The sequence below is a fragment of the Chryseobacterium sp. L12 genome (genome assembly GCF_056133985.1).
The window spans coordinates 1-26,784 of the sequence record NZ_JBVYOF010000045.1 but is presented as its reverse complement, the minus strand read 5'-3'; the positions used below and the strand labels follow the sequence as shown (position 1 = coordinate 26,784).

Genomic DNA, 26,784 nt, shown 5'->3' with positions numbered 1-26,784 from the left:
ATATGTTTAATAGAGTAATTACCAATCAAACCAAAACGATGATTCTTCTGATGGCTGTTTTTACAACCGTCATTCTCATTTTTGGAGGTTCGGTTTACTTTTCTATCGTTAATTTTTCACATCAGAGGTTCTATGAGTTACTTAAAATCAGAACGACAACAATTGTTCAGATAGAGAAAAACAAAGATCTTCTGGATCTGCCGGAAAACTATGTACTCAACAGCAACAACGATGAGGAGCTGCCCATGGAAAGAGACTATGTTTTTGCAGTTCCTTCTGATTCCAACTTCACAGACATTTCCAATAAAATACATATTCCAAGCTCCTTTTTCAAAAATATTCTGAAAAAAGGTGAAGCCAACTTTAATGACTCGGAGTTCTATTACATCGGTCAGTCTTTTAAACACCGCAACAAAGATTATATTGCTATTGCTTCTGCTAAAAACCATTATGTAGTTCATTATCTTGGTTTTCTGAAACGTACATTAATTACGTGTATGATTCTCTCAATATTCTTCAGCATGATTTTTTCTTTTTATCTTTCTAAAACACTTTTTAAGCCTATTTTAAAAATTACAGGGAAGGTAAAAGAAATCAGCTCCGAAAATCTTCATCTAAGGCTGGAACCTCAACCGGGAAACAAAGAACTTAACGAACTGGTAGAAACTTTCAACACCATGCTGACCAGAATAGAAACCTCCTTTGAAACACAAAATCATCTTATCGGAAATGTTTCTCATGAGCTGCGAACGCCCCTTACTTCCATTATGGGAGAAGCCGATGTTGCACTTTCCATCAACCGTACTGCCGAAGAATATAAAGAAACACTGGGTATCATATTAGATGAAGCCGAAAAATTAGATAAAAAAATAAAAGCGCTTCTTCTCATTGCACAGACGGGTTTTGACGGAAAAATTCAGAAAATAGATCGTGTAAGAATGGATCAGCTTCTATGGGATGTCATTGAAACATTAAGGAAAATAGATTCCAGGAATAATATTTACCTTGATATCAGCATGCTTCCGGATAATCCTAAAAAACTGAAAGTTCAGGGGAATGAGCAACTGCTTCATCTCGCAGTAGCCAACATCATCAGCAATGGCTGCAAATACTCTGATTTTCAAAAAGTAAAGGTTTCTTTAGGTGCTACAGATACCGACCTGTATATCATCGTAAAAGATATTGGAATCGGGATTCCTGAATCTGAAATGAACAAAATTTATGATCCTTTCTTCAGAGCTTCAAATACCCGAAACTATGAAGGTTACGGAATTGGTCTTCCGCTTGCCAGAAATATCGTAAGAATGCACAATGGCGAACTTTTGGTAAGCTCACAGGAAAACGAAGGAACTACAGTACAAATGCGATTTCCCACCATTTACGGAATTTTAAAAAAGGAAGAAAATTCTTAATTCAGTTCAATTTTTCACTTAGAATAAATACGTTTTTTAAAACTAACATCAATTCTAATCTCATTTTAATCTCTTTAATTACATTTTAATTTCTTTCCAAAGAGCTTTTAATTTGGCAGCGATAGTTTTGTAATATCAAAAATGTTACACTTCTAAATCTGAAAGATATGAGCACAACCATTTTAATAGCAACAGATTATTCTCTTGAATCATTAAATATTTTAAAAAAAGTACTTAAAGAAAAAAATAACGCTGAACAGGATACGAAGTACAAAATTCTCATGGTATCTGGTTATGACATGGGAGATTCTATCAGAGATCTGCTATTCAATACAAAGTCTACCGTTTTCAACAAAATAAGAGCTCAAGAGTTTTGTGAAGCTTATGCTATTATTGCCAACAAATATTCTCATCTGGTAGATAAAATCGTATGCGACATTTTTACCGGAAGCATGCAAAGAGCCTTCAACAATTATGTGAAAGCGGAAAATATCACAGAAGCTTATTATTCTCCGTCACTGAAAAACAGGAATACAAAAGGAAAGTTTGATCTGGCTCCTTATATCAGAAAATGCAAAGAGCTGCCTTCTTTCGAGCTGGTACTGGAAACTCCTAAAGTAATGCCTGAAAAAGGCAGGCTTGCGGAAGTTTTCGCAGAAGTTTAATACAAACTCACTTTTAAATTTAAAAAAATGTTAAGGAATTATAGTAACAGCAGAACGTTGGGAGACAATATAAGACTGGGAACGCTGACCGCCTTTACGGCAGGAACTATAAATGTTGCCTCACTGCTTATTTTTTTGTCTTTTACATCCAATGTTACAGGACATTATGCTGTTTTTTCAGCAGAAATAAGCAAAGGAAACTGGACACAGGTAGCTGTAATAGGAGCATGGATTTTTCTTTTCTTTTTCGGAAGTTTTACTGCTAACTTTTCGGTCATTAATTTCAATAAAAAAAGTAAATATTTTGCCCACGCATTTCCACTCGTTCTAGAAATTATCTGTCTCTTGACAGTAGGAATTTACGGACATCTTTACTATCAGAAAACCATAGAAGAAGCACAGGTTATGGTAGCGCTTATGTTGTTTGCAACAGGTCTTCAGAATGGTTTAACGGCGAGTATCTCCAATTTTTTGGTAAAAACAACCCACCTTACCGGAACGACCACTGATCTAGGAATTTTAGCGTCTATGTTTACTCAGAAAAGATACAGGAAAAATCCCGAGCTTAAGGCAAGAGCAAAACTGCTGGTCAGCATCATGATTTCTTATGTTTTGGGAGCCGTTTTCTCAGGTCTTACATATTATTATCTGGAATTCAGTGTGTTTTATGTAATCAGCACCTGTCTTGTTGTCGTAATTGGATATGATTTTTATAAAATTCATGTAAGACATTTTAATACGCAATACAGATATTCCAAAATATACAAAAAGCCTAATCCATTGGCCTTTCTGTACGATAAAATACATGGAAACGGTGAAAAAATTGAAAGAAAAAGGACAGAAAAATCTAAACTCGTTTTAGAAGAAAAAATGACGTAATGAATTTTTTAAACACAAGACAATCATAGTTTACTTAGTTTGGCTTCCATTATTGAAAAATGATGGGAGCTTTTTTTATTTTCTTTCACTGATGACAACTTAATTTGTAACTTCAAGTGCTTTTTTTATCTCGCTGATTCTGTTGATAATCGGAAGTGCAAAAATACCACTTGTTTTAAGATAAAGCTCATAAAAATCTTTTGCCTTTTCTAAAAAATCATTGTTATTGAGGACTTTTCCGTTATAATAGAAAAGGTTTCCCAGCATTTCATAATAATCTTTATGGTCACGCTCTTGCCTTTCCTGAACGATTTCAATAATCTCTTCTTTCGATTTTGAAGAAAGCATTACAAAATCAAACTTGAAGATGTCTTTCATTAAAGAATCAAAATCAAGTTCTTTCTGCATTAAACTTTCTTCAGGCTTGTCTAAAATCAGTTTTTCCAATGCTTGAGTTAACTGACGTATGAGTCTTAAGGTGAATTCTTTATCGGTAATCATTTTTTGTATTTATCATTTTATCAATATCTGAAACCAACCGATTAATTCTACAGATTTCTCAAAAATATTATTTCTCATAATTTAAGCAAAAAACAGATACGCTAACAAAATAGAAGTAATAATCCCGACCAAATCTGCCAAAAGCATGGCAACAACGGTATATCTGGTATTTTTAACAGCTACTGCACCAAAATAAACAGCAATTACATAAAATGTAGTATCTGAGCTTCCCTGTAAAACAGCCGCCAATTTTCCCTGAAAACTATCGGGTCCGAAAGTTGCCATCGTATCCATCATCATTCCGCGAGCTCCGGAACCTGATAAAGGTTTAATTAAAGCGGTTGGAAGTCCGTCCACAAATCTTGCATCTAAATTCACTGCGTTTACAGCCCACTTCATCCCGTCAATAATGACTTCAAATACTCCCGAAGTTCTCAAAAGAGAAATGGCAATCAACATTCCTACTAAATAAGGGATAATTTTCACACTCGTTGTAAATCCTTCTTTAGCACCATCTATAAAAGCATCAAACACATTTATTTTTTTATACAATGCTCCTAAAACAATGGAAATAAATATAAATAGGATCAATCCGTTGCTCAGAACTTGGCTGAAAGTATCCAGGTTTTCTTTGCTGAGACCCATTAGATAAACAACAAGAAGCCCGACAAGCAGAGAAATTCCGCCGACGTATGCTAAAAGTACAGGCTGTAACAGGTTTATTTTCTGGTAAATTGATACAATAATCATTGCTGCCAATGTCGCCGCAAATGTGGCTATCATACAATAAAGAAATATATCTGTTGGGTTTTTTGACCCCGCAGAAGCTCTCAGCGCAATAATAGAAACAGGGATTAGGGTCATTCCTCCTGCATGCAGACAAAGAAACATGATCTGGGAATTGCTTGCGGTGTCTTTATTCGGATTCAGAGTCTGTAAACTCTCCATTGCTTTGAGTCCGAAAGGAGTTGCGGCATTATCCAATCCCAAAAGATTGGCACTGAAATTCATCAGCATGTGTCCGAAAGCAGGATGATTTTTCGGAATCTCGGGAAATAATCGTGAGAAAAAAGGCTGAATTAATCTGCTTAATAAATTGATTCCACCCGCTTTTTCAGCAATAGCCATAAAGCCCATAAAAAGAGCCATAATTCCGATGAGTCCCAGACAAATTTTAACGGCAGTTTCAGAAGTTCCAATCACACCATCAGTTTGCTGAATGCGGTAAACCTGCACATTTTGTTGAAGAGGATCTGTTTTATAGTGAATCCTGTCGTGTACAAAATCATTGCTTTTTATGAGACCATCTTTTATAACAGGAGAAAACTCGTTCATATCTTGAGTTGCAATTCGTACCGTATCTCCTCCCTTTCCAACAACCATGTCATTGAAAATGGTCTTATAGTGACCGGAAGAAATATATTTAACGCTTGCAACGGCAATTGCAATAATGATAAATGCCGACCAAATTCTGCTCAGAACCATTTTATTAAATTAATTTTAGAAAAGATAATAAATTAAAGTAAAACCTAAAAAACTTTTATTTTTTTGAACCATTAAGATGTAATAAGAATTTAAAAATATAAGCGAAACTCAACTTAAAATAATATGTTCTTAATCGTTAAAATTAAAGTTACTTTTCATCCAAATACACCAAAAATCCCTCAAAATCATCGTCTAAATTTTTTAAGACTTTTGCATTCGCCGTTTTTTTCTGCAGTTCATCAATAAAAAAGTTTTTCTCAAAAAACTGGCGGTGAATTCCCGGTAAAAGCTCCATGAAATAATCCATCCCGACTTTATTGTTGTGCAGATCCATTTTGGTTTCCAAAGGCTCATTTGGAAATAATTCTTCGTGAAGATCTGTAATTTTTTTGCAGAAATTAAACGCTTTTTCCGGCGATGACACTTTGCTGCAGTACATCATAATAAGGCAGCACCAAAAAGCATGTCTAAAGGCGTTTCCTCTTCCATTTTTAGAGGCGGTTTTAGGATACAGCTTCTGCGCAATGGAAAAAGCTTTTACTGTGGCATAAAAACTTAATACCGAAAATAGTGGATGTGGCAAAACAGCAGATAAAAGCCTGAGAATTTTCTTAAAACTCATGCTCCGTATCGTATTGAAAATAACTTTAAAAGTTCTCATAAGCTGTTGACATTTGCCTATTGCAGACGGTAAATTTTCATTAAATTACTGATAAAAACACTCAAACAAAAAATCTCTCCCAAACTGAGAGAGATCTGTTTTAGTTGGTTTCAACTTTATGCTTTTGCAGACAATAAATTTACGGTTTTGGATACCTTATCTTTTATTTCTGTTCTTTTAACGATGAAATCTACAAAACCTTTTTCCTGTAAGAATTCTGAGGTCTGGAAACCTTCCGGTAAATCTCTACCGATAGTTTCGCGGATTACTCTTGGTCCTGCAAAACCGATCAGCGCTTTTGGTTCTGCCATGATGATATCTGCAGTCATTGCGAAAGATGCAGTAATTCCTCCGAATGTAGGATCACAAAGATAAGCAATATACAAAAGTCCTGCCTCAGAAAGCTGTGCCAGTTTTGACTGTACTTTTGCGAGCTGCATCAAAGAATATGTTGCTTCCTGCATCCTTGCTCCACCAGATTGGCAGATGATCATATAAGGAAGTTTTTTCTCCAGACAGTAATCTATCGCTCTTCTGATTTTTTCGCCCATTACAGAACCCAAAGATCCTCCGATAAAGGCAAAATCCATACATGAAACAACCATTTTGGTTCCGTTAACATCACCAACAGCATTTCTGATAGAATCTGTAAGCTTTGTCTTTGCTTTCACTTCCTTTAAACGGTCTGTATAAGATTTGGTGTCTTTGAAATTAAGCATATCAACGCTTTCAACATTAGCGTCCAGCTCAGTGAATTTGCTTTCATCAAAAAGGATTTCAAAAAACTCTGCACTTCCGATTCTTACATGAAATCCGTCTTCAGGAGAAACATAGTTGTTTTTCTTCAGTTCCTCGTGTTCCACAACTTTTCCGGACGGAGTCTGATGCCAAAGACCTTTCGGCACATCTTTTTTCTCGTCTGTAGAAGTGGTAATATTTTGTGCTTTTCTTTTAAACCAGTCGAATGCCATATTGTTGATTTGAAATTATTGATTTGAAGTTTGAAATTCAGGCTTGCCAGTAAAACTTTAGTTTCCGACAGTCTCAAATTTCAAACCTCAAATCTCAAATTAATTTATTTTAAAGTATTTACGTTATTTAAATCTTCAAACGCCTGTACCAGTCTTTTAGAGAAAGTTTCCTCTCCTTTTCTGATCCAGACTCTAGGATCGTAGAATTTCTTGTTTGGTTTGTCATCTCCGTCAGGATTTCCGATCTGAGTTTTCAGATATTCGATATTCTCTGTCATATAATCTCTGATTCCTTCTGTATACGCAAACTGAAGGTCAGTATCAATATTCATCTTAATTACTCCGTAATCAATCGCTTCTCTGATCTCTTCTAAAGTAGAACCTGAACCACCGTGGAATACAAAATTGATTGGTTTCTCCGCTGTTCCGAATTTTTCCTGTACAAATTTCTGAGAATTATCTAAAATTTTCGGTGTTAAAACTACGTTACCTGGCTTATAAACTCCGTGAACGTTTCCGAAAGCAGCTGCAATTGTAAAATTATCGGAAATAGCTTTCAGTTTTTCGTAGGTATATGCTACATCTTCAGGCTGAGTATATAATTTAGAATTGTCAACGTCAGAATTATCAACACCATCCTCTTCACCACCGGTTACCCCGATTTCCACTTCCAAAGTCATCTGCATTTTTGCCATTCGTTCGAAGTATTCTGCTGAAATTTCAAGATTTTCTTCTAATGATTCTTCAGAAAGATCAAGCATGTGAGAAGAATAAAGTGATTTTCCTGTTTGCTTGTAGAACTCTTCGTTAGCTTCCATCAAACCGTCAATCCAAGGCAACAATTTTTTTGCAGCGTGGTCCGTGTGAAGAATTACCGTTGCTCCGTAAGCTTCAGCCAAAGTATGAATATGTTTAGCTCCCGCAATACCTCCCAAAATAGCAGATTTCTGCGCATCATTGCTCAATCCTTTTCCTGCATTGTAAGCAGCTCCTCCGTTGGAAAACTGAATAATGACAGGTGAATTTAATTTTGCAGCAGTTTCCATTACAGCGTTTACGTTGCTCGAACCGATTACGTTTACTGCAGGCAATGCAAATTTATTTTCTTTTGCATACTGGAAAATATCTGTAACTAACTGACCTGTGGCAACTCCTGCCGGGAAAATTCTGCTCATATTTTAGCTTTTATGTAAGATTTAAGTTTAGTTTAAAAAATTCTTGTAAAGATAATATTTTTTGATCAATAATTAATTTCTTTTGTCTCTACCCCACAGAAGCTTCTGGCGGATGGTTTCGTAGAAGCTGAGATTATCCGGCTGTACCAGCAGAATCTGAAAATCTGCCTTTCTGATAACAATTTCCTGATCCGTTTCAATGTGAATTAATCTTGAATCTAATGAAAGAGAATATTGTGGAACGCGGCTTTCAACTTTAAATTTAATTTCTACTTTATCATTTACCACCAAAGGTCTTACATTAAGATTGTGAGGCGCAATTGGCGTGATGACAAAATTTTCATTGTTGGGCGAAATGATAGGTCCTCCGCAGCTTAACGAATAAGCAGTAGATCCTGTAGGAGTGGAAACAATCACCCCATCACCCCAGAAAACATTCAGAAATTCGTTATTAATATAAGAATCTACCGTAACCATGGATGTTGTTTCTTTTCTGGAAATCGTGACATCGTTCAATGCATAAGGGAAAAAAGCGTCTGATCTTGGACATACCACTTCAATCACGGAGCGGCGGCTGGTTTTTATATTTCCTTTCAGTATAGAATCTAATTCTTTGAAAGCCTCTTCTTTGGTAAAACTTGCCAGAAAACCTAATCTTCCGGTATTAACCCCAACAATCGGAATTTCAAGATCTTCAATAAAAGTCAGTGAGTTTACGATAGTGCCGTCTCCCCCGAAAGTGAAAAACAAATCTACTTTTTTCTCAATAAGATCCTGTTTGTGAGCAAAAGTTTCAAAAATCTTTGAAAACTGTAGCGCTTCTGCCATTTCGTTATACAAAACAGATTTCACTCCCCTGCTTTCCAGTTCGGAAATAAATTTGCTTAAATATAAAAAAGTATCAAGATCTTTTTTCTGGGAATAAATGGCTGCCTTCATATTAGATTTCTATAAATTTCTGTAAAAAGCCAAACCGGTCTTTCAACAAATCTGTTTTTTCGTCAGAATAATATTTTTCTACAATTCTGTAATCGTACCTGTCAAATGTTGCATCAATGGAAGCCAGATTTTCATTACTCATCTTTACCGTAACCTGTACAATCTCATCAGACATCATGCTGATAAAGCCTCCGTAAAATTTTGAGTTGTTGCTTTCAACAATATTGGCAATTTCTGTCATCGAATATTTTCTTGCAGGAATTTCTACGGTAATAATAGCTCCTGTCTCTGAAAAAAGAGGATATCTCGATAGTGTCTGAAAAACATCATCACAGGTTATATATCCTAAATATTTTTCAGATTTGTTGATCACAGGGATAACATTTGCATTAAAAGTATAAAAAAGACGGATACTGTCTAAAATATTGTTGTCTTCCAGAATGGCAAAGCGCTCAATCTGATGTTCCAGATTTTTAAGCAGACCCTCTTCTTCGTATAGGAAGTCTCTGGCAATCGCACCATAAAAATGATGAGATTTTTTGATGAAAATATGTGTATATCCAAATGCTTCTATTGTTTCTTTTGCCGATTCTATAGAGTCAGTAAGGTGAAAACACGGAAAATCTTTTGAGATATAGTCCTTGATAAACATTGTGCTAATTTATAAAAAATTCAACGAAACCGTTTCCTAATAATAAAGTTTTTTTTCGGCATTTTAAAATTTTCAGATAAAAAATTTGTCGGATTACAAAAAAAGTGTACCTTTGTCGCCTTTCATTTTTACTTTTTATTAGATTTATTTCAAACTGCACTGTCTTTCAGACAGAAGCAGTTTTTTTATTTTAGAGCTTTTGCAAATTCCCACATCACGATTCCACCGCAAACACTTACATTTAAAGAGTGCTTGGTTCCCAGCTGCGGAATTTCAAGAAAGACATCAATATTCTCCAGAGCTTCATCACTGATTCCGTCAACTTCATTTCCTAAAATAACCGCATATTTTTTAGACTGATCAATCACAAAATCCGAAATCATTTTACTGTCCGAGGTCTGCTCAATCCCGAGAATCTCAAAACCGCTGCTTTTCAGATCATTAATTGCTGTATTAATATCATTTTCATAACTCCAGTCAACACTTTCTGTAGCTCCTAAAGCTGCTTTGTGAATTTCACGGTGCGGCGGCTGTGGTGTAATCCCGCAAAGTACAATCTTCTCAACCAGAAATGCATCTGCCGTCCTGAAAGCTGCTCCTACATTGTGCATGCTTCTCACATTATCTAAAACAACCACTAAAGGAATCTTTTCTGTCTTTTTAAATGTATCTACATCTATTCTGTTGAGTTCCTCAAGTTTTAATTTATGTACCAAAATAATTGATTTATTTCTTGTTACTATTTACGAATTTTTCTTTGGAAATGGATTTAAAACTTTAATGTTGATAAGCTAAGCAGCTTTGCATTTATTTATTTCCACCCATAATCTGATGCACATTCCTTTCAATATTCTGAGCAATAGCTTCCATAGGAATATCATTTTCATCATTATTAAAAGGGTCTTCTATTTCTTCAGCAATCAATTCCAGACTCATCAGAACATAATATACAAAAACCGTAAGCGGAATCATAAAATATCCGAGATTGATAACATATGCTACAGGCAATGCCAAAACGTACAGGATGATAAACTTTTTGATAAATGATGAGTAAGAATAAGGAATCGGTGTATTTTTAATTCTCTCACAACCTCCGCAGACATCCAGAAAACCGGAAAGCTGAGTATCCAGAAACAGCATTTCAGTATCCGAAATTTTTCCTTCTTTTTTAAGTTGATACAATTTGCGGGAAAGAAGCGCTATTAAATCCGACGGTCCGTGGTTCGTCAATGACTTTTCAATTTCAGAATAATCTTCGTCTAACGCCAGTCTGGTAGATTCTTTAGAAAGATGTTTTGCAAGAAAGTGAGGGAAATATTTCACATATCTGGCAATCTGATGTGCAGACTGTCGGTCATCCATAAGAATGGTGTTAATTTTTATGGCAAAATTGCGGGAATCATTCACAAGTTTCCCCCAAAGCTTCCTGCCTTCCCACCACCTGTCATAAGCTGTATTGGTTCTGAAAACCAGAAGTAATGACAGAACAAATCCCAGTAAAGAATGAATCATTCCTACATTGCTGACTTTTGACTTCGATGTTAAGTGAAAATATTCTATCTCAAGGTATTGTATTCCATAAGAGTACAGAGCCATCAAAATCATGGTAGGAAAAAGAATCTTTAAAGTATCACTTTTGTGTAAGCTAAGAAGAATTGTCAGAAAATGCTTCGTATTATATACTCTCATAGAATTATAGTCTTCTGCAAAGATAATTGATAAAATTTTTCCTGTGTAATTTGTTTCGGATTTTAAAATTCTTTGCTATTACAAATCCGCTTTTTCAAACAGATCAAGAATCTTACGCTCTTCTTTTTCCCAGCAAAAAAAATCTGCTGCTTTTTCCAGTTCAGTCCGGTAGCTTCTTCTGCCTTTATTTAAAACTTTTTTTACAGCCTCTGCAATGGATTCCGGTTGATGATTATGAATAATTTCGCCCACATCAAACTGATTTTTGATATTTTCCATTTCCGGAAAAGGTACAAGAATCAAAGGAACTCTTGCCTGAATACAATCTAAAACTTTATTGGGTAAAGAATAGTAATAACTTTCGCCGCCGTTTTCTTCAATACTCATTCCGCAGTCTGCCAATAAGGTTTCTTTTCGCAAATCCTCCGGCAATAGCTTTCCTAAAAACTGAACTTTATCCTGAAGATTTTCCTGAATCACCAATGCTTCATACTCTTTTTTCATCGGTCCGTCACCGGCAATTTTAAAAATAACATTTTCAAGATGATGCATTGCCAAAATGGCTTTATCTACTCCACGAAACGGATTAATAGCACCCTGATACAACAATATTTTTGGCTGATTATCCGGAATCTCCATATTAAACTCTATTTTTCTAGGCGAATTCTGAACAATAACCGGCTGAACTTTATATTGATCCTGAAACCATTTCCCATAGCTTCCGCTTGCCGTCATGATAAATTTTAATTCCGGAACAATTTTATCCTGAAGATACCGCCACAGTTTTTGAGACATTTTGCCCTGAATGGCAGGCATTTCGGAAAAAATTTCATGACTATCAAAAACCAGAGGAATATTAAGCTTTTTAGAGATTAAATAATTCGGAAACAGTGCATCCAGATCATTGGCGAGGAGAATCGTATTTTGATCCGATTTAGTTTTCAGACGTTGATACAATTTCCAGTTAAATTCAAAATAAGCCGTTTTTAAACTTTTTGAGATAAGGGAAATCCTTGAAAAAGGATAAGGACGGTGCATCTTGGTGTTTCCGCCCCAATCATTTCCGATGAGCTCAATATCATAGCCGTTTTCGTATAACGTCCTGCAGACTTTTTCTATTCTCTGATCAGTATAAAGGTTACTGAATGCAGAAACAAGAACTTTTTTAGGAGCCATTATTTCTTTTTTGCAGTCAGCAGGTGGTAAATTTGTACAAAGCAAATAATTCCGTTTGGAATTATAACCGGCCAAAGCATTCCACTGAACACGCCATAAACCACGAAACAAATGCAGCCGATAAGATTAACAATTCTTATTTTGGTTAAATCTTTAAGAATGAAACTTAAAACAATAAAAAAAGAAGCGGCATAACCGATATAAGTAGCAATTTCGGGATTCATGAGGAAAATTTGAGGACAACAAACTTAATCATTTTCAGGAAGATAAAAAACTTTTTTCTGCCATAAAGTCATTAATTGCTTTTTGGTAAAATATTTGTAATTTAGATAACGAATACAAAGCAACGTTGCTTTTATTCTAATGAGATAAATTATGGATTATAAGTTTTCACAAGGTTTGAGCCAGGTGTTCAAGCAAAGCAAAAATGAAGCTCGAAGGCTGAAAAGTGAATTTCTTAATACAGAACATCTACTTTTAGGTATTATAAAAACAGAAAACTCTGCAAAAGAAATCCTTCAGAACCTTAATGCGGATTTAACACAAATCAGAAGAAAAATTGAAACTTTAAATACAGCAAGTTTAAATCCTATTTCTGAAGAGGTTACCAATATTTCTTTCACTAAAATGGCAGATCATGCCGTAAAACGTGCTGAGCTGGAATGCAGACAGTATAAAACAAATGAAATTAATACCGTTCATTTGCTTTTGGGTATTCTATATAAATATGAGGATCCTACTTCTAATATTTTGGGAGCTTATGATGTTGACTACGAAGGAGTTTCAAGAGAATATCAGACTATGCTGAAAAACTCAGGTCAGTCACCTCAAAATTCTGCTTATGACGACGATGATGACAGAGAAGATTTTGAGCAGATGAGAAAGCCTACAGGAAATCTGGGTTCTGCTAAAAGCAAAACTCCTACGCTGGATAATTTTGGAAGAGATCTCACCTCTTTGGCAAGAGACGGTAAACTAGATCCTGTGATCGGTCGTGAAAAAGAAATTGAAAGAGTTTCTCAGATTTTATCACGAAGAAAGAAAAACAATCCTTTGCTGATTGGTGAACCCGGAGTTGGTAAGTCTGCCATCGCAGAAGGTCTTGCATTAAGAATTCAGCAGAAAAAAGTTTCAAGAGTTCTTTTCGGCAAAAGAGTGATTACACTTGATCTTGCAAGTCTTGTTGCAGGAACAAAATATCGTGGTCAGTTTGAAGAAAGAATGAAAGCCATCATGACGGAACTCGAAAAAAACCGTGATGTAATTTTATTCATTGATGAGCTGCATACTATTGTAGGAGCAGGAAGTTCTACCGGAAGTTTAGATGCTTCCAATATGTTCAAGCCTGCTTTAGCTAGAGGTGAAATTCAATGCATTGGAGCGACTACTCTTGATGAATACCGCCAGTATATTGAAAAAGACGGCGCTTTGGAAAGAAGATTCCAAAAGGTAATGGTGGAACCAACTTCTATTGAAGAAACCATTCAGATTCTGAATCAGATTAAAGATAAATATGAAGAGCATCACAATGTAGTGTACACTCCGGAAGCGATTGCAGCGTGTGTAAACCTTACCTCAAGATATATTACGGATCGTTTCTTACCAGATAAAGCGATTGATGCGATGGATGAAGCTGGATCACGGGTTTATATCAAAAACATGAAGGTTCCGACTGCAATTATTGATTTTGAAAAGAAAATTGAAGAAATTAAGGAATTGAAGCAAAAAGCCGTTAAAGCCCAGGATTATCTAGAAGCCCGAAAGCTGAAGGATGAAGAAGAGCGTTTACAAATGGAGCTGAATTCTGCGCAGGATCAGTGGGACAAAGATGTTAAGGAAAAGAAAGAAACCGTTTCAGAAGAAAATGTTGCAGAAGTGGTGTCTATGATGAGCGGTGTTCCGGTGACCAAAGTTGGTAAAAATGAGCTTGATAAATTAGCTCAGATGGATGAGAAACTCAACGGAAAAGTAATCGGACAGGAAGATGCTGTGAAAAAAGTGGTAAAAGCCATCCAGAGAAACAGAGCCGGACTGAAAGATCCTAACAGGCCCATTGGAACATTCATTTTCTTAGGAACTACCGGGGTTGGTAAAACCGAGCTTGGTAAAGTAATGGCAAGAGAACTCTTTGATTCTGACGAAGCTTTGATCAGAATTGATATGAGTGAATATATGGAAAAATTTGCTGTTTCAAGATTGGTTGGTGCGCCTCCGGGATACGTTGGGTATGAAGAAGGCGGACAACTGACTGAAGCTGTAAGAAGAAAGCCTTATGCGGTAGTTCTTTTGGACGAAATTGAAAAAGCGCATCCTGATGTATTCAATATTTTACTTCAGATTTTGGATGAAGGTCACGTTACCGACAGTTTAGGAAGAAAAATTGATTTCAGAAATACCATTATTATTCTGACATCCAACATCGGAACAAGAGATATTAAAGATTTTGGTGATGGCGTAGGCTTCGGAACCAATGCGAAAAAATCTAATTCGGATTCCAGAGCAAGAAGCACTATTGAAAACGCTCTTAAGAAAGCATTTGCTCCAGAGTTCCTTAACAGAATTGATGACATCATCATTTTCAACTCTCTTGAAAAAGATGATATCAAGAAAATTATTGATATTGAACTCAACAAACTGTACGGAAGACTTGAAAAACTTAACTATAAAGTTGAGTTGACTGATGCAGCGAAAGATTTCATTTCAGAAAAAGGATGGGATAAAGATTTCGGAGCAAGACCACTGAAAAGAGCTATTCAGAAATACATTGAAGATTTATTGGCAGAAATGCTCGTAAACAAACAATTAACTGAAGGCGAAACGGTTGTTTTGGATTTGAATGAAGCTAAAGACGGCTTAGAAGGTAAAACTTCAAAACCTAAAAAATCATCTGCTGAAAAGTCACAGTCTTAATTAAATAACTAAACTATAAAAAGAAAGCATCGGGAATCTCTCGATGCTTTTTTGATTATAAAAATTAAAGGTAATTAACTAAAGACCCACTACAAATCCCACCGTTGGAATCAATCCTCCAGAGAAAACACTTCTGTTTTCATTATAAAGTACATTGTACATAACGCCAAGCTGCAGAAAAGAATTATTTCCAATCTGCTGCATATATCCTCCGCCTAAGTACAAAGCTGTTTCCTGCTGATTATTTTTAAAATCATAAAACTTATCCTCATAATTCACAAAAAAATGCTGCAGATTTCCGCTTATAAAAAATGATCTTCCAAAATAATAATTGGCAAAAGGACCAAAACCAAACATAGAAGATTTGTAAAAATCTGAAGTCTGCCAAGAAATATTTCCCATGAAACCAACTTCAAAATCGTTGGTAAGCTTATACCCCACTCTGGGCGCAAACTGAAGGTTGAAGTAAGAATTGCTTCCAAAACCCACGCCTAAACCTCCTCCAAATGTCCAGTTTGAGGATTTTTCGTTTTGATAATTATTTTCTACCTGTGCGTTCAAGGCAATAGCAGAAAAAAGAAAAACTGATAATACTGTTTTTTTCATCATAATTAATTTATCAATTATTCAAATTTAAAGCATTTATTTTACAATTAAGATCTTGTTGAATAAAGTCGTAATTTTGCCCCGTCAAACTAAGGACTCCCGTTAAGAGTTTCGTAAAATTGAAATAACATGAAAGTAGTAGTAGGATTATCCGGAGGTGTGGATTCCAGTGTTACAGCGTATCTGCTGCAACAGCAAGGTCATGAAGTCGTGGCTTTGTTTATGAGAAACTGGAACGATGCTTCGGTAACGCTGGAAGATGAATGTCCGTGGATCGAGGACAGTAATGATGCCTTAATGGTGGCTCAAAAACTTGGAATTCCGTTTCAGGTAATTGATATGAGCGATCTGTACAAGGAAAGAATCGTAGATTATATGTTCGACGAATATCAGAAAGGAAGAACTCCGAATCCTGATGTTCTGTGCAACAGAGAAGTAAAATTCGATGTTTTTATGAAGACGGCAATGTCTCTGGGTGCAGATAAAGTAGCAACCGGACATTACGCCAGAGTCGATTCAACCATTGATGAAAACGGAAAGGAAATTTTCCATTTACTTGCCGGGAAAGATAACAATAAAGATCAGTCCTACTTTTTATGTCAGTTAAGTCAGGATCAGTTGTCCAAAGCATTATTTCCGATTGGGGAACTTACAAAGCCTCAGGTTCGGGAAATCGCTAAAGAAATTGGCTTGGTAACAGCAGATAAAAAAGATTCTCAAGGATTATGTTTTATCGGAAAAGTAAGTTTACCACAGTTTTTACAACAACAATTGATTCCAAAAGAAGGTGAAATTGTAGAAATTTTCAAAGATTCTCCCCTTTTTGCTGAAGAAATGCCCGAATTTTCATCAAAACAGGAAGAATTGGAATACCTCAGCCGAAAGATCAATTATAAAAAAACAGACGGTAAAGTCATCGGAAAACATCAGGGAGCTCAGTTTTTCACGATCGGACAAAGTAAAGGACTTGGAATCGGCGGACATAAAGAAAGTTGTTTTATTATCTCCAGAGACATGGAAAACAATATACTTTTCGTAGGAGAAGGTCATCAGTTTCCGGGATTGCTTAAAAGAGCTTTAAAAATTGATAACTCTGAACTGCACTGGGTTCGTGAAGATTTAAGGTTAAAAAACGGAGAATCGATGGAAGTAATGGCAAGATTCAGATACCGACAGCCATTGCAAAAAGCAACTTTATATCAGTTTGAAGAAGGATTCTATATAGAGTTTGAAGAACCGCAGTCAGCGATTGCAGAAGGGCAGTTTGCAGCTTGGTACATCGGTGAAGAGCTGATCGGAAGCGGTGTAATTTCTTAAAAGAATTTTATCTGAATAATAATCCCGAAGCATTTTTGTTTTGGGTTTTTGTTTTTTCTATATTATCTTTCATCTCAAATCAACTTACCAACCAGTCTTTAAAATCTTTCACGCGGTCGCGGCTTACAGTAATTTCTTCCTGTGGCTGAAATTCTAATTCAACCTTATAATTGGGCGAGGTGTGAATATTTTTAATATAATCTGAATTGATGATGAACTGCCGGTTTACGCGAAAGAATTTCTTTTCATCCAGCACCTCTTCCAGTTCATCCAGTGTGAAATCTGAAGGATATGTTCTTTCCTGAGTCTGCAGATAAACAATTTTATTTTCGCTGAAAAAACAGCTTACTTCGTGGGTCTGAACAATTTTAAGGTTATAGCCTATTTTCACCAGAATTCTGGAAAGTATTGTTTTTTCTTTTTTTATGAGTTGTTTGATATCCTGAGAATTAACCGCCTGATCTGATGGAATGAATGACTTAAACTTTTCCACAGCTCCTGCAAGATCTTCTTCCATTATCGGCTTCAAAAGATAATCTATACTGTTGAGCTTAAAGGCTTTTAAGGTATACTGGTCGAAAGCTGTTGTATAAATAATGAACGCTCTGGTTGAAATTTTATCAAAAATATCAAACGAAAGACCGTCGCCCAAAACAATATCCGAAAAAATAAGCTGCGGATGCTCATTTGCAGCAAACCATTCTACAGCAGCTTCCACAGAATCAAGATTGGCAACTATCTCTAAATCAAGAAATAAACCTAACATTCTTTCAAGCTTTCTTGCAGCCGGTTTTTCATCTTCAATTATGACAGTTTTGATCATTCTGAGGTATAATTTTAATGTTGAATCTGATGCTAAAATTAAATAAATATTTCGGTATAAAAAGCTACTGCTTTCTCAGATTATTCATTTCATCTTTAATGGCATTCTGCTCCCATTCAGAATTCAGAATGAATAATTTTACGGCTTTTACCAAGAGGATAATTGCCCAAACTGTCAGAATTATTGATCCGTGAAAGGTATAATCGGTGGTCATCCATTTAATAAAATTTCTTCCTAAAATAATTACTGCCACAATACCAAACCATATACAGTTTGTATAAAATGATTTAAGGTCTTTTACTCTTTGCTGGGTTAATGTATGATTCATGATAACAAATGATTAATAATGATTAATTAAAGTGATTTTGATTTACTTTTTTCCTGTTCGATCAGTTGGTTTATTTTTCTTTCTTCCCATTCTTTTCCGATTCCAAAAGTGTTTAAACCATGAATGGTTAAACCCAATCCCCATCCTAACATTGGCCAGTAAAACCATAAATGTTCCGGTGATGTAAGCAGATTGATGATAAGTAAAAAAGGAATGACCAAACAGTATGAGATTAAATTTCCATAAAAGCTCTTTAAATCTTTTACCCTCTTTGCCGCTTTTTCGTACGCTAAATTTTCTTTGTTGAATGATAAATTTTCCATGATGTTTTGTTTTACAATTAATTTGCTTGTTTTTGTTGAGACAAATGTATGTCAGAAAAGTATCCTCAATCAACTTTATGTGACTGAATGGTAGAAAAACAGAACTGAATGGAAGTAATCAGGATATATAAACAAAATCCCTCGTAAAATTGCGGTGGGTTTATTTTTATCCGCTCAAAGTCGGGAGACTTTGCGCAGCGGGGTATATAAATATAAAAAAACCTCGCATTTTCCGAGGTTTTGTTTTTATCCGCTCAAAGTCACAGACTTTGCGTAGCGGAGGGATTTTAAAAACAGACAATCTTATTCTTTATAAAACAAAAACCTCGCATTTTGCGAGGTTTTTTTATTATCAGCTCAAAGTTACAAACTTCGCAGAGCGGGGCGGTCATTTGGAAGGTTGATATGAACAATTTCGGAATATAGGATAAATCATTTTTAACTTATCCCCAAAATTATTCTCTTCATCTTGGTATTGACTTATTTTTCCTTTTTCCACAACCCACCATCTATCATAACCATCATAGTACATTGTGTCATTTCCTTTATTATTATATAATACAAAAGCAAAATCTACATTATTATAATATTCCGGATCATTGTTACCGATAAATTTAAATGTTTTAATTTTCGTATTAATTTCTAAATAATTTGCTTTAGAAAATTTTTGCATAATAAAAGAATTTTCATCAGAATTAATTTTCCAAAACAATTTCTTTTCAAAGCTAAATGATGCATCGTTTGCAGAAGTTGACTGTTTGTAAAGAATGACTTCTTCATTACTATCCTTTCTTATTGAACACGAAAAAATTATTGCAAAACACATAAATAAAATAACTAATCTAATCATAACCTACTTTGCTTTATTACTTGTTACAGATTCTGTTGGTATTTTAATACCCCAATAAACTTGACGTTGTGGTTCATTTAATGCTTCATTCACTTGGTTGGAGAGAATAGTTGTTCTTATTTCTTCATTATTAGTAAAACCATTTTTATCTACATTTTTAAACGGTTCTTGTCTTTGAAAATAATTAGCATTATCCAATAAAAAATTTCCAGCGTGTATTATTTCATGTCCTAGCCCTGCAGTTGGAGAATTTATTTTATCATCTTTGCTAAATTTACCACTTTGATATCTTGATATTAAGCCTTTTCTATTCGCATCGTTATCCTCAGAATTATTGAATAGAATTCCTTTTTTACTATTAAATGTAATTTTACCTATATCAATAGGATCTTTTGTATTCCAATGTTTATACTTTTCGTTATAAGATAGCCCCATATAAAATCTTGTAGTTTCACCTTCAACTACACTGAGAACTCTTTTGTCATCAATTATTTTTTGTAAGTAATTTGTATCTTTTTTCCCGTCTCCGTTTGTATCTAAATTTAATGCATCAGATGTATAAAGCTTATCTAAACCTGCAATTGCATTATCAAGAAATTCATTACCTGTTGTTTTCCTATTCTTAGAATATGAATAACTCCATTGTTTTTGTCTACCATCTTCTGTCTGGTAATAAATTATAATCTCTTTTCCATTGGGATCTTTAAAAAATATCGGATTATTAAAGGCATAATGGTAGGGACTGGCTTTAATATATCTTTCCGCCAGCGGATCCACCACACCCCAACGTCCAATATCCGGCATATAGAATCTTGCGCCATAATCATACATTCCGGTCTCTTGTAGCTCCTTGCCGTTGTACTTGTATTGATAGGGATTATAAAAATTATAAAACATCATGTTCTTATGCATCATTCCAAAGGGATAGTAATCGGTGACTTCCTCAATATCTCCCATTATAATTCCTGGCATACACGGCTGATCAGGAGGTGAATTATCACAATTTTTAATACCATCTCCCTTAACTATTCCATCTCCATCTGAATCACTATAATTTATCCTTACGTTACCTAAGTGATCAGTATAATTATAATAATATGTGGCTCTTAATGAATCGTAAAAACCTTCTGATGTCGGAATAAAGCTTAATTTCATTCCATTATTTGCTGCATTTCCATACGGATCTACCCAATATCTATATTGAAAACCATCTAAATAATTTGTCTCTAAACCATCAAAGAGCTTCTTTATTTTCACTCCATCCGCTCGATAAGTATAATTGGTTATCTCCGAATTCTGAGTGATCTGCTTTGGTAAATTTAGAAAATTATACTGAATTGATGAAATGCCTTTATCTACAAATGAGGTCATATTTCCATTTATGTCATATGCTATATCTGTTGGTGCAGCCTTGTAAGGATAACCATATGTTGTAGTAACGGCATCTGTTATTTTCTGCAAACGGTTGCTTGTATTGTTGTTTTCGTACTGATAGGAAAGATTATCAATGAGCATAGCGGTAGTTCCAAATCTATGAGCAGTTCTCTTCATAGTCTTTATATTCCCATTGAGATCATAGGTTACTTTTTCATAATATTCCCTGATTGATGGATTCATTGAGTTCTGATAAAATCCTGCTGATAAACGGCTGAGTCCATCATACACATATCCATATCTTTTGAGAGGATCATTTTCATTCCCAGTTCTCCAGTCAACTTCAGCAATATTCCCATTGTACCTTGGAAGAACCTGTAAACTTGGATCAGATGCATCAGGAGTTTGCAGACCTTCAACCTGATTATATTTTATCTTATATCCAAAAAGATCATTTCCCAAATTGTTAGGATCATTAATTCCCGTCATCCAGCCACGAATATTGTAAGTGTAATCAACATTTTGAAGCCCACTTCCTGAAATTTTCCCACCAACTTTCTTGGTTTTGAGCTGTGAGAGCTCGTTGTATTCGTTCTGAGCGAGATATTCAACAGGATTATTGTCAACCTGATGGGTATGGGTTTTTAGTCTGTTCTGATGATCATACGTAAAGTTTTCGGTAATTACTTTTTCGGTATCAGAATTAAGCCTTTTATGACGGGTAACGGCTTGTTTGGTTACCCCGGCAAAGTCAAGCTGAGATTCTGTTTTGGTGTAGCCTCCGAGGTGATTGATGGAGTGGGTGCCAATGGCTCTTCCTCTCTGGTCGTACCACGTATAGTTTTTTGTCCAGTTATCGTCTTCGATGTTTTTGACATACGAAGCGGTTGGAAGAGATTTGGTGCTGATATTGGAGTTCTGGGCATCTTGTGTCAAAACATTCTGACCTAAAATCTGTGTAGGAAGAGTTGGGCTTCCCTGTGGATAGGTGTCGTAATAGTTGATAGAAAATACTTTTTCCAGATAAGGGAACATTACATTGGAATAATAAATCTGCATTCCGTTCTTTGTAAAACCTGCTGTATCCCTGTTTTCTGTAATCACCAGATCTCCAATCATATTCTGCATTGGAGATCTCTCAGTAGTTCCTTCAACAAGGCCTGTGAGAATTACTCTTCCAAAACGATCATATTTGGTGAAAAGCCATTTTCCGGTAGGTCGCATTACTGCATCCTGGGTAAAGATCAGCCGGTCTGCTTTATCATACACCATATATTCCCAGCCTTTCCCGGGAAGCTTCTTTTCAACTAGACGGTTTCTGCCGTCATAACGATATTGATAGCAGAGATTGTTTAATATGTCATCAGGTATCTCATCATCGCTTCCTGCTCCATATTCATTATAAAAGCTAAAAGAGGCTTTTGGAGGGATAACCAATGCCAGTTGATTATATTCGTTATACACATAGTAGGTATCTGCATTTTCAGTTGCGCTTAAAACTTTTCTTACCAGTAAAACTTGCCCTTCACCGTTTTTAAATTCGATGGTTTTGTTGCCGTCTTCGTCGGTAACAGTATTTTTATATAACTGCCCATTTCCATAGTACAAGCTGCTTGCTGCTCTAACAGAAGTTTTTGTAGCATTATTTAACCAAGTGGTTGTTGGAACAAATTGCCCTACCTGATCATTGGTATTACTTGCATCATAAGTGAATTGTATAGGCTTATTGTTCCATGCATTTCCCACCTGCTTTTGCTGGAGTAACCGATCCAGTGGAGAATTTTCGAGGATTTTTTCTGAATAGATTTTCTCAGAACCATAGATCGCAGGGTTTGAAGCGTAATCCAACGGCGCAGTAAAAATGCTGCCGTTGGCTGTAAAAGTTTGCGGAACAGGAAGATAATCTCTCACCTGTCTTCCAAAGCCATCATATTCGATATGCGTAACAACATCCCTTCCCAGTGGTGATGCTTTTACATTCACCACCTGTTTTGGTCTTCCTAAACCATCGAAATACTGAACGGTTTCTGAGGTTTTAGGATTGGAAAGTGTAGGATCGGAGAGATAGGTCTTCGAATATACATAGTTTTCAGTATTGGTCAGCTGTGCCTGAAAAAAGCCTGACACGAGCAAAGCACTAATGGGAATTAATATTTTTTTCATTTGGGTTTTATGGTTTATAGTTGTATTTGAATTCTTTTAATACTTTACCGTTGATATCTACAATCTTCTCCAGTCTGTTGGCTGCATCGTATTTGTAGACTTCCCTGATTCCCGATGGCGGAGTGATGCTCGTGACGCCAATTAAAGGATCGTAGGTGTAAGTAGTAATAGGATATCTGTAGTTACTCTTTCTAAAATTATCAAGAGTGTTAATAAAATTTGATTCAGATGATGAATCAACATCCGATGTTGATTCAAGTATTATATTTGAAAAATCAACCAGACCGGTTGTCCCATCATAATCTATACCTTCAACCATAGCTATAACTTTCGTATTATTATATCCCCAAATCAAACTCACCGGTATTCCACCTTTCATTGTGTATTGCAACAAATTACCTTTCGAATCGTATCTATCATATGTAACTTCTGTTTCCATATTATTGATCGAAAAATTTCGGGACATGACAGATGAAGGTAAATAGTTTTGTAAGTTATCATACTTGGTTTCTACGTGGCTTATTAAAATATTTGAATTAACGGTTCCCTTGTAAGTCTCAATACTCAACGGTATTCCTGTCATACCCTTATTAACTAATCTGGTATTGTTTACATCAGCAGCATAATCATAGTCTGTCTCTATAATTTCACCATCACTTGTTGTTGCTTTACTAGTAGCTACTTCACCGGAGTTGGTATAAGTAAATTCTGTTTCTTTTATTAAAGTTTTATTACCAAAATATGAGATATCCGTAGTCTTCATAAGTCTTCTCTTTCCGGTAATTAAAGGGTTAAAAATAAAATGATATTTTGAAACTGGATCTTGATTAATAACAGTTGCTCCTGTATAAGATATACCGACTTCCCAATTTCCTCCACTACCACAACCTAATAATAAGGCTGGGTAAGTAGTATACGTCGGATCATAAGGGCCGGTTGATGTATTAACTATATAAAATTGTGGATATACTGCATAGGTGTTGGGTAGATTTGAGTAGAAATAGTTTGTTTTAAAAACTTTATTTTGATTCTGATCGTATTTTTCAACATATAAACCTTCACCATTTGTTGTAATATCTCTTTTAGGAAGCCCTTTATAAGAATATATAAAAGATAGATAATCTTCATTACTAAAACCATATTTTGTTGACCCCTTAGTTGTGCCATCAAATATATTTATGTCGGTTTCGGTAACTTCACTATATCCAAAAGGTTTATTTCCACCAGTTCCAAAATCGTTGGAATTCACAGACAGCTCGTTAAAAATTGATATTTGATATTCCATAAAACAGCCGCCATCCTGCATTGTCGGCTGAGATTTATATGTTGATGCTCTTACTACGCCAATTGGTTCAAATTTGTAGATAAGCTTACCATCCGAATAATTATACGCCTTATGAGATAATAAAGTATTATTCTCATAATTTTTAATAGATTTAATTCTTACACCATGACCATATGAAACCGACTTATCAATTGCTCCGTCATCATTATATTCAAAATCACAAGAAACTACGGCGAAATGGATTCCGTCATTGGCATTATACTGAATTCCGTTTTCAACATAAACATAATATTCTGTTGTAGGGTCACTATCAAATGGCAGAACATAATCTTCATTCCATTGTTGTTGATGAGTCTGCTCAAATACGCTGCCTGCCACATCAATTTTCCACTCTTTTAATAATACCTCGGGTTGGGAAGCTTTCCGTTTATACAATTTTATCTTGCACTTTACCATTTCCGAATATGGATAATGTGTCTGTGGATATACGGAGCCCATATATCCATCAAAAATGGTATTCTTAAACTTTATTGTAACAGTTTGTGAAGGCTTAAATACCTGACTGACTAAAAAATAATATCCCCCAGGAACTGTTGAAGCTCCACGATGAGTTATACTTTCTGATCTACGTATTGCGTCAACCTGACTCCTTGTTGGAATAAATTGATTGTTAAATGTATTTGATTCGTATTCAAATTCTGTTCTTGCCTTAGTAGGATAGGTTATTTTTTTTAAAATATTTGTTGGAACATATGACTGATTTACATATCTGGAAGTTGGAGAATATGGATATGTAACATTCATATTGTAATTTTTATACGGATTAGTATTAAGGTAGTCAAAATAATTTAAATCAGGCAGTAAAGAAAGGCTATTATTACCATTATTGTATCCGTAAAAATCTGAACTTGAAATTTTAGAGGGCATCACGTAAGATAAATCGTATTCAAACAGGTAGGGTGGAGTATTCTGAATTGCCACTCCTGAACTGTTATAATTTATTTCCTGAACAGAGTTTAATTTTAATCTCTTATGTCTGTAGCCTTCTTCGACTGTTTGGATTTGAATTGTTGGAAAATAATCGGTATTAAAAACAAAACTTTTTATCATCTTATTTGGAAATTTCGATTTTATATCAATAGAAGCTAATTTTTTTATTGGAACGGCTGAAGAGTTAGGTTTAATATCTTCTCTGTTAGCTAAATTAAAATCAATTTTTGTATCTTCTGTTTCGATAGAAACTAATGTTTTTTTATCGTTGATTGTTGCATTGTTACTTGTTGTAACCTGTTCACTTTGGGACAAATGAAAACTGGGGAAACGAGCTACTTGTGCAGGATACAACTGGTAGGTTTTTTCGTCTTGATATGTGAAATTAATTGTCTTTCCAGTAGTTAATGTAATTTTTGATATTTTAAAGGTAATCCCAATGTCTGTATAATCTGTTTGGTCTGTTCTTGATTTTTCAACAACATAAAAGAAAAATTTGTCCCCTTTATTTGTTGTTGCCAGCCAACCGTCAAAATTTCTGACAAACTTAACATCTTCATTACTTTCTATAAAAAGTATTTCATTAACATCTTCAGGGTTGTAAAAAAACTTACCTGAATATCCGTAAAAATTATAGGTAAAAATGTCTGGCTGCCCTTTTTTTGCTTTTAAATCAATAATTACATCATAAGCATCATCATTCGGTTGTGGTAAGATAGACGATAATCCATCATTTGTTTCTTGCCTGCCTTGTTGTAATCTATAAGATGGGGTCTCTGAATTAAGTGTTGCAAAATTATTCTTAAATGCATTGTACCCACTATTATTAGAAAATCCATCTCCTCCATAAGGATTGTCTTCTTTACCCCTGATTTCCTGCGTTATCGTTCCTTCAGGCATAAAGCTCCATCCTAATCCTACCCATGTAGCTTCATCCGCCACTTTTATACCTGAAGTATGATAGTTTAAGGCCAAGGGTATTTCAATGTTATCTACTTTAAGATTATACAAGGGAACTGATACGGAAGCTGTCCCAGTATAGTGTCCCACCGGAATGTCACCAAACCTTCCTAGAAGAGCGACTTCGGGAGAAGTTGGAACATTAGTTTTGCTTGGATTAAACTGACTTTGATTGCCAGAATTATTCTGACCAAATATTTTACTAATGTTTGCTAGTAATATTATTGATATTAAAATTTTTCTCATTTGTATTTATTTTTTTATAATTTTCGCACTCGCCGTTTTATTATCATTGGTTTTCACCACCACCAGATACGCTCCCTGAATGAGGTTCTGGGTGTTGATCCTGGTGATTTTGTTTTTAGTTTTCAGGCTTTGCAGCTGTCTTCCGCCCATGTCGTACACCGTAATGTCCGCTTCAGCTTTCCCATCACCCAGCTTCCAGCTTGCGGATTCCATTCCAATCTCCTCATAACAGCAATCACTCATCGGACTCGGATAGATTCTGATGTCCTGCTTCTCAATCAGCTGGTCAATCTGACTGTCACCCAGCTTCTCGATCTTCCAGTTTTCTTTGCCCAGTTCTTCAGCACTTTTTCCTTCCACTTCTCTGCTGTTGGTCAACACTGATGATAGAAGCCTGTATCCCC

General features: G+C 35.3%; 24 protein-coding genes. 5 read left to right on the top strand and 19 right to left on the bottom strand.

What is annotated here, in order from left to right:
• Window positions 1-2 precede the first annotated feature (2 nt).
• From AC0NBN_RS17520 to AC0NBN_RS17510, 3 genes are all read left to right on the top strand, one after another.
• The gene (locus AC0NBN_RS17520; protein WP_160813873.1) at window positions 3-1,412 is read left to right on the top strand and encodes a HAMP domain-containing sensor histidine kinase; all 1,410 of its coding nucleotides are present in this window, start codon (window positions 3-5) and stop codon (window positions 1,410-1,412) included.
• A 167-nt stretch (window positions 1,413-1,579) separates the two neighbouring features.
• Complete coding sequence (locus AC0NBN_RS17515) at window positions 1,580-2,077, top strand: hypothetical protein (RefSeq protein WP_160813872.1); 498 nt, start codon at window positions 1,580-1,582, stop codon at window positions 2,075-2,077.
• A 27-nt stretch (window positions 2,078-2,104) separates the two neighbouring features.
• Window positions 2,105-2,956: a YoaK family protein gene (locus AC0NBN_RS17510; RefSeq protein ID WP_160813871.1), complete on the top strand. Its 852-nt coding sequence runs from the start codon at window positions 2,105-2,107 to the stop codon at window positions 2,954-2,956.
• A 99-nt stretch (window positions 2,957-3,055) separates the two neighbouring features.
• Here AC0NBN_RS17510 and AC0NBN_RS17505 read toward each other — a convergent pair whose 3' ends face one another.
• The 11 genes from AC0NBN_RS17505 to AC0NBN_RS17455 all read right to left on the bottom strand — a co-directional run bounded on the left by AC0NBN_RS17505 (window position 3,056) and on the right by AC0NBN_RS17455 (window position 12,429).
• Window positions 3,056-3,457, bottom strand: coding sequence for a hypothetical protein (locus tag AC0NBN_RS17505; RefSeq protein WP_160813870.1), 402 nt, complete (start codon window positions 3,455-3,457; stop codon window positions 3,056-3,058).
• Window positions 3,458-3,538: 81 nt separating this feature from the next.
• A complete protein-coding gene (locus AC0NBN_RS17500; RefSeq protein ID WP_160813869.1) occupies window positions 3,539-4,942 on the bottom strand; it encodes a spore maturation protein in 1,404 nt (467 codons plus the stop codon).
• Window positions 4,943-5,090: 148 nt separating this feature from the next.
• Window positions 5,091-5,603, bottom strand: a complete 513-nt coding sequence (locus AC0NBN_RS17495; protein WP_160813868.1) for a DUF6973 domain-containing protein — start codon at window positions 5,601-5,603, stop codon at window positions 5,091-5,093.
• A 116-nt stretch (window positions 5,604-5,719) separates the two neighbouring features.
• The gene (gene accD / locus AC0NBN_RS17490; RefSeq protein WP_143882990.1) at window positions 5,720-6,574 is read right to left on the bottom strand and encodes an acetyl-CoA carboxylase, carboxyltransferase subunit beta; all 855 of its coding nucleotides are present in this window, start codon (window positions 6,572-6,574) and stop codon (window positions 5,720-5,722) included.
• A gap of 104 nt (window positions 6,575-6,678) precedes the next feature.
• Window positions 6,679-7,749, bottom strand: coding sequence for a class II fructose-bisphosphate aldolase (fbaA, locus tag AC0NBN_RS17485; protein WP_160813867.1), 1,071 nt, complete (start codon window positions 7,747-7,749; stop codon window positions 6,679-6,681).
• A 72-nt stretch (window positions 7,750-7,821) separates the two neighbouring features.
• Window positions 7,822-8,688, bottom strand: coding sequence for an NAD kinase (locus AC0NBN_RS17480; protein ID WP_160813866.1), 867 nt, complete (start codon window positions 8,686-8,688; stop codon window positions 7,822-7,824).
• Window position 8,689: 1 nt separating this feature from the next.
• Window positions 8,690-9,340 carry a CBS domain-containing protein gene (locus tag AC0NBN_RS17475; RefSeq protein ID WP_160813865.1) on the bottom strand — a complete coding sequence of 217 codons (651 nt, stop codon included), beginning with the start codon at window positions 9,338-9,340 and terminating at the stop codon, window positions 8,690-8,692.
• 185 nt (window positions 9,341-9,525) lie between these two features.
• Window positions 9,526-10,056, bottom strand: coding sequence for an RNA methyltransferase (locus AC0NBN_RS17470; protein ID WP_160813864.1), 531 nt, complete (start codon window positions 10,054-10,056; stop codon window positions 9,526-9,528).
• A 91-nt stretch (window positions 10,057-10,147) separates the two neighbouring features.
• Window positions 10,148-11,029, bottom strand: a complete 882-nt coding sequence (locus tag AC0NBN_RS17465) for a bestrophin family protein (RefSeq protein WP_160813863.1) — start codon at window positions 11,027-11,029, stop codon at window positions 10,148-10,150.
• A gap of 78 nt (window positions 11,030-11,107) precedes the next feature.
• The gene (locus tag AC0NBN_RS17460; protein ID WP_160813862.1) at window positions 11,108-12,205 is read right to left on the bottom strand and encodes a glycosyltransferase family 4 protein; all 1,098 of its coding nucleotides are present in this window, start codon (window positions 12,203-12,205) and stop codon (window positions 11,108-11,110) included.
• Window positions 12,205-12,429, bottom strand: coding sequence for a uroporphyrinogen decarboxylase (locus AC0NBN_RS17455; RefSeq protein WP_143882997.1), 225 nt, complete (start codon window positions 12,427-12,429; stop codon window positions 12,205-12,207). The genes AC0NBN_RS17460 and AC0NBN_RS17455 overlap by 1 nt, the downstream gene beginning before the upstream one ends.
• Before the next feature lie 151 nt (window positions 12,430-12,580).
• On the opposite strand from AC0NBN_RS17455, the gene AC0NBN_RS17450 reads away from it, so the two are divergent.
• Window positions 12,581-15,115: an ATP-dependent Clp protease ATP-binding subunit gene (locus AC0NBN_RS17450; RefSeq protein WP_143882998.1), complete on the top strand. Its 2,535-nt coding sequence runs from the start codon at window positions 12,581-12,583 to the stop codon at window positions 15,113-15,115.
• 78 nt (window positions 15,116-15,193) lie between these two features.
• Here AC0NBN_RS17450 and AC0NBN_RS17445 read toward each other — a convergent pair whose 3' ends face one another.
• Window positions 15,194-15,724 carry a hypothetical protein gene (locus AC0NBN_RS17445; RefSeq protein WP_474468953.1) on the bottom strand — a complete coding sequence of 177 codons (531 nt, stop codon included), beginning with the start codon at window positions 15,722-15,724 and terminating at the stop codon, window positions 15,194-15,196.
• A 126-nt stretch (window positions 15,725-15,850) separates the two neighbouring features.
• Here AC0NBN_RS17445 and mnmA point away from each other — a divergent pair, with 126 nt between their 5' ends.
• Window positions 15,851-17,038: a tRNA 2-thiouridine(34) synthase MnmA gene (mnmA, locus tag AC0NBN_RS17440; RefSeq protein WP_143883000.1), complete on the top strand. Its 1,188-nt coding sequence runs from the start codon at window positions 15,851-15,853 to the stop codon at window positions 17,036-17,038.
• A 79-nt stretch (window positions 17,039-17,117) separates the two neighbouring features.
• Here the strand turns inward: mnmA and AC0NBN_RS17435 are convergent, their stop codons facing one another.
• The 7 genes from AC0NBN_RS17435 to AC0NBN_RS17405 all read right to left on the bottom strand — a co-directional run.
• Window positions 17,118-17,861 (bottom strand): LytR/AlgR family response regulator transcription factor, encoded by a 744-nt coding sequence (locus AC0NBN_RS17435; protein WP_143883001.1) that lies wholly within the window; start codon window positions 17,859-17,861, stop codon window positions 17,118-17,120.
• Window positions 17,862-17,925: 64 nt separating this feature from the next.
• Window positions 17,926-18,189: a 2TM domain-containing protein gene (locus AC0NBN_RS17430; protein ID WP_143883002.1), complete on the bottom strand. Its 264-nt coding sequence runs from the start codon at window positions 18,187-18,189 to the stop codon at window positions 17,926-17,928.
• Between the two features lie 26 nt (window positions 18,190-18,215).
• Window positions 18,216-18,512 (bottom strand): 2TM domain-containing protein, encoded by a 297-nt coding sequence (locus AC0NBN_RS17425; RefSeq protein ID WP_143883003.1) that lies wholly within the window; start codon window positions 18,510-18,512, stop codon window positions 18,216-18,218.
• A 388-nt stretch (window positions 18,513-18,900) separates the two neighbouring features.
• Window positions 18,901-19,362 carry a hypothetical protein gene (locus AC0NBN_RS17420; protein WP_143883004.1) on the bottom strand — a complete coding sequence of 154 codons (462 nt, stop codon included), beginning with the start codon at window positions 19,360-19,362 and terminating at the stop codon, window positions 18,901-18,903.
• Between the two features lie 3 nt (window positions 19,363-19,365).
• The gene (locus AC0NBN_RS17415; RefSeq protein ID WP_143883005.1) at window positions 19,366-22,899 is read right to left on the bottom strand and encodes a DUF6443 domain-containing protein; all 3,534 of its coding nucleotides are present in this window, start codon (window positions 22,897-22,899) and stop codon (window positions 19,366-19,368) included.
• A gap of 7 nt (window positions 22,900-22,906) precedes the next feature.
• Complete coding sequence (locus AC0NBN_RS17410; RefSeq protein ID WP_143883006.1) at window positions 22,907-26,380, bottom strand: RHS repeat domain-containing protein; 3,474 nt, start codon at window positions 26,378-26,380, stop codon at window positions 22,907-22,909.
• Between the two features lie 6 nt (window positions 26,381-26,386).
• On the bottom strand, window positions 26,387-26,784 hold a 398-nt coding region (locus AC0NBN_RS17405), incomplete at its 5' end, for a T9SS type A sorting domain-containing protein (protein ID WP_474468948.1).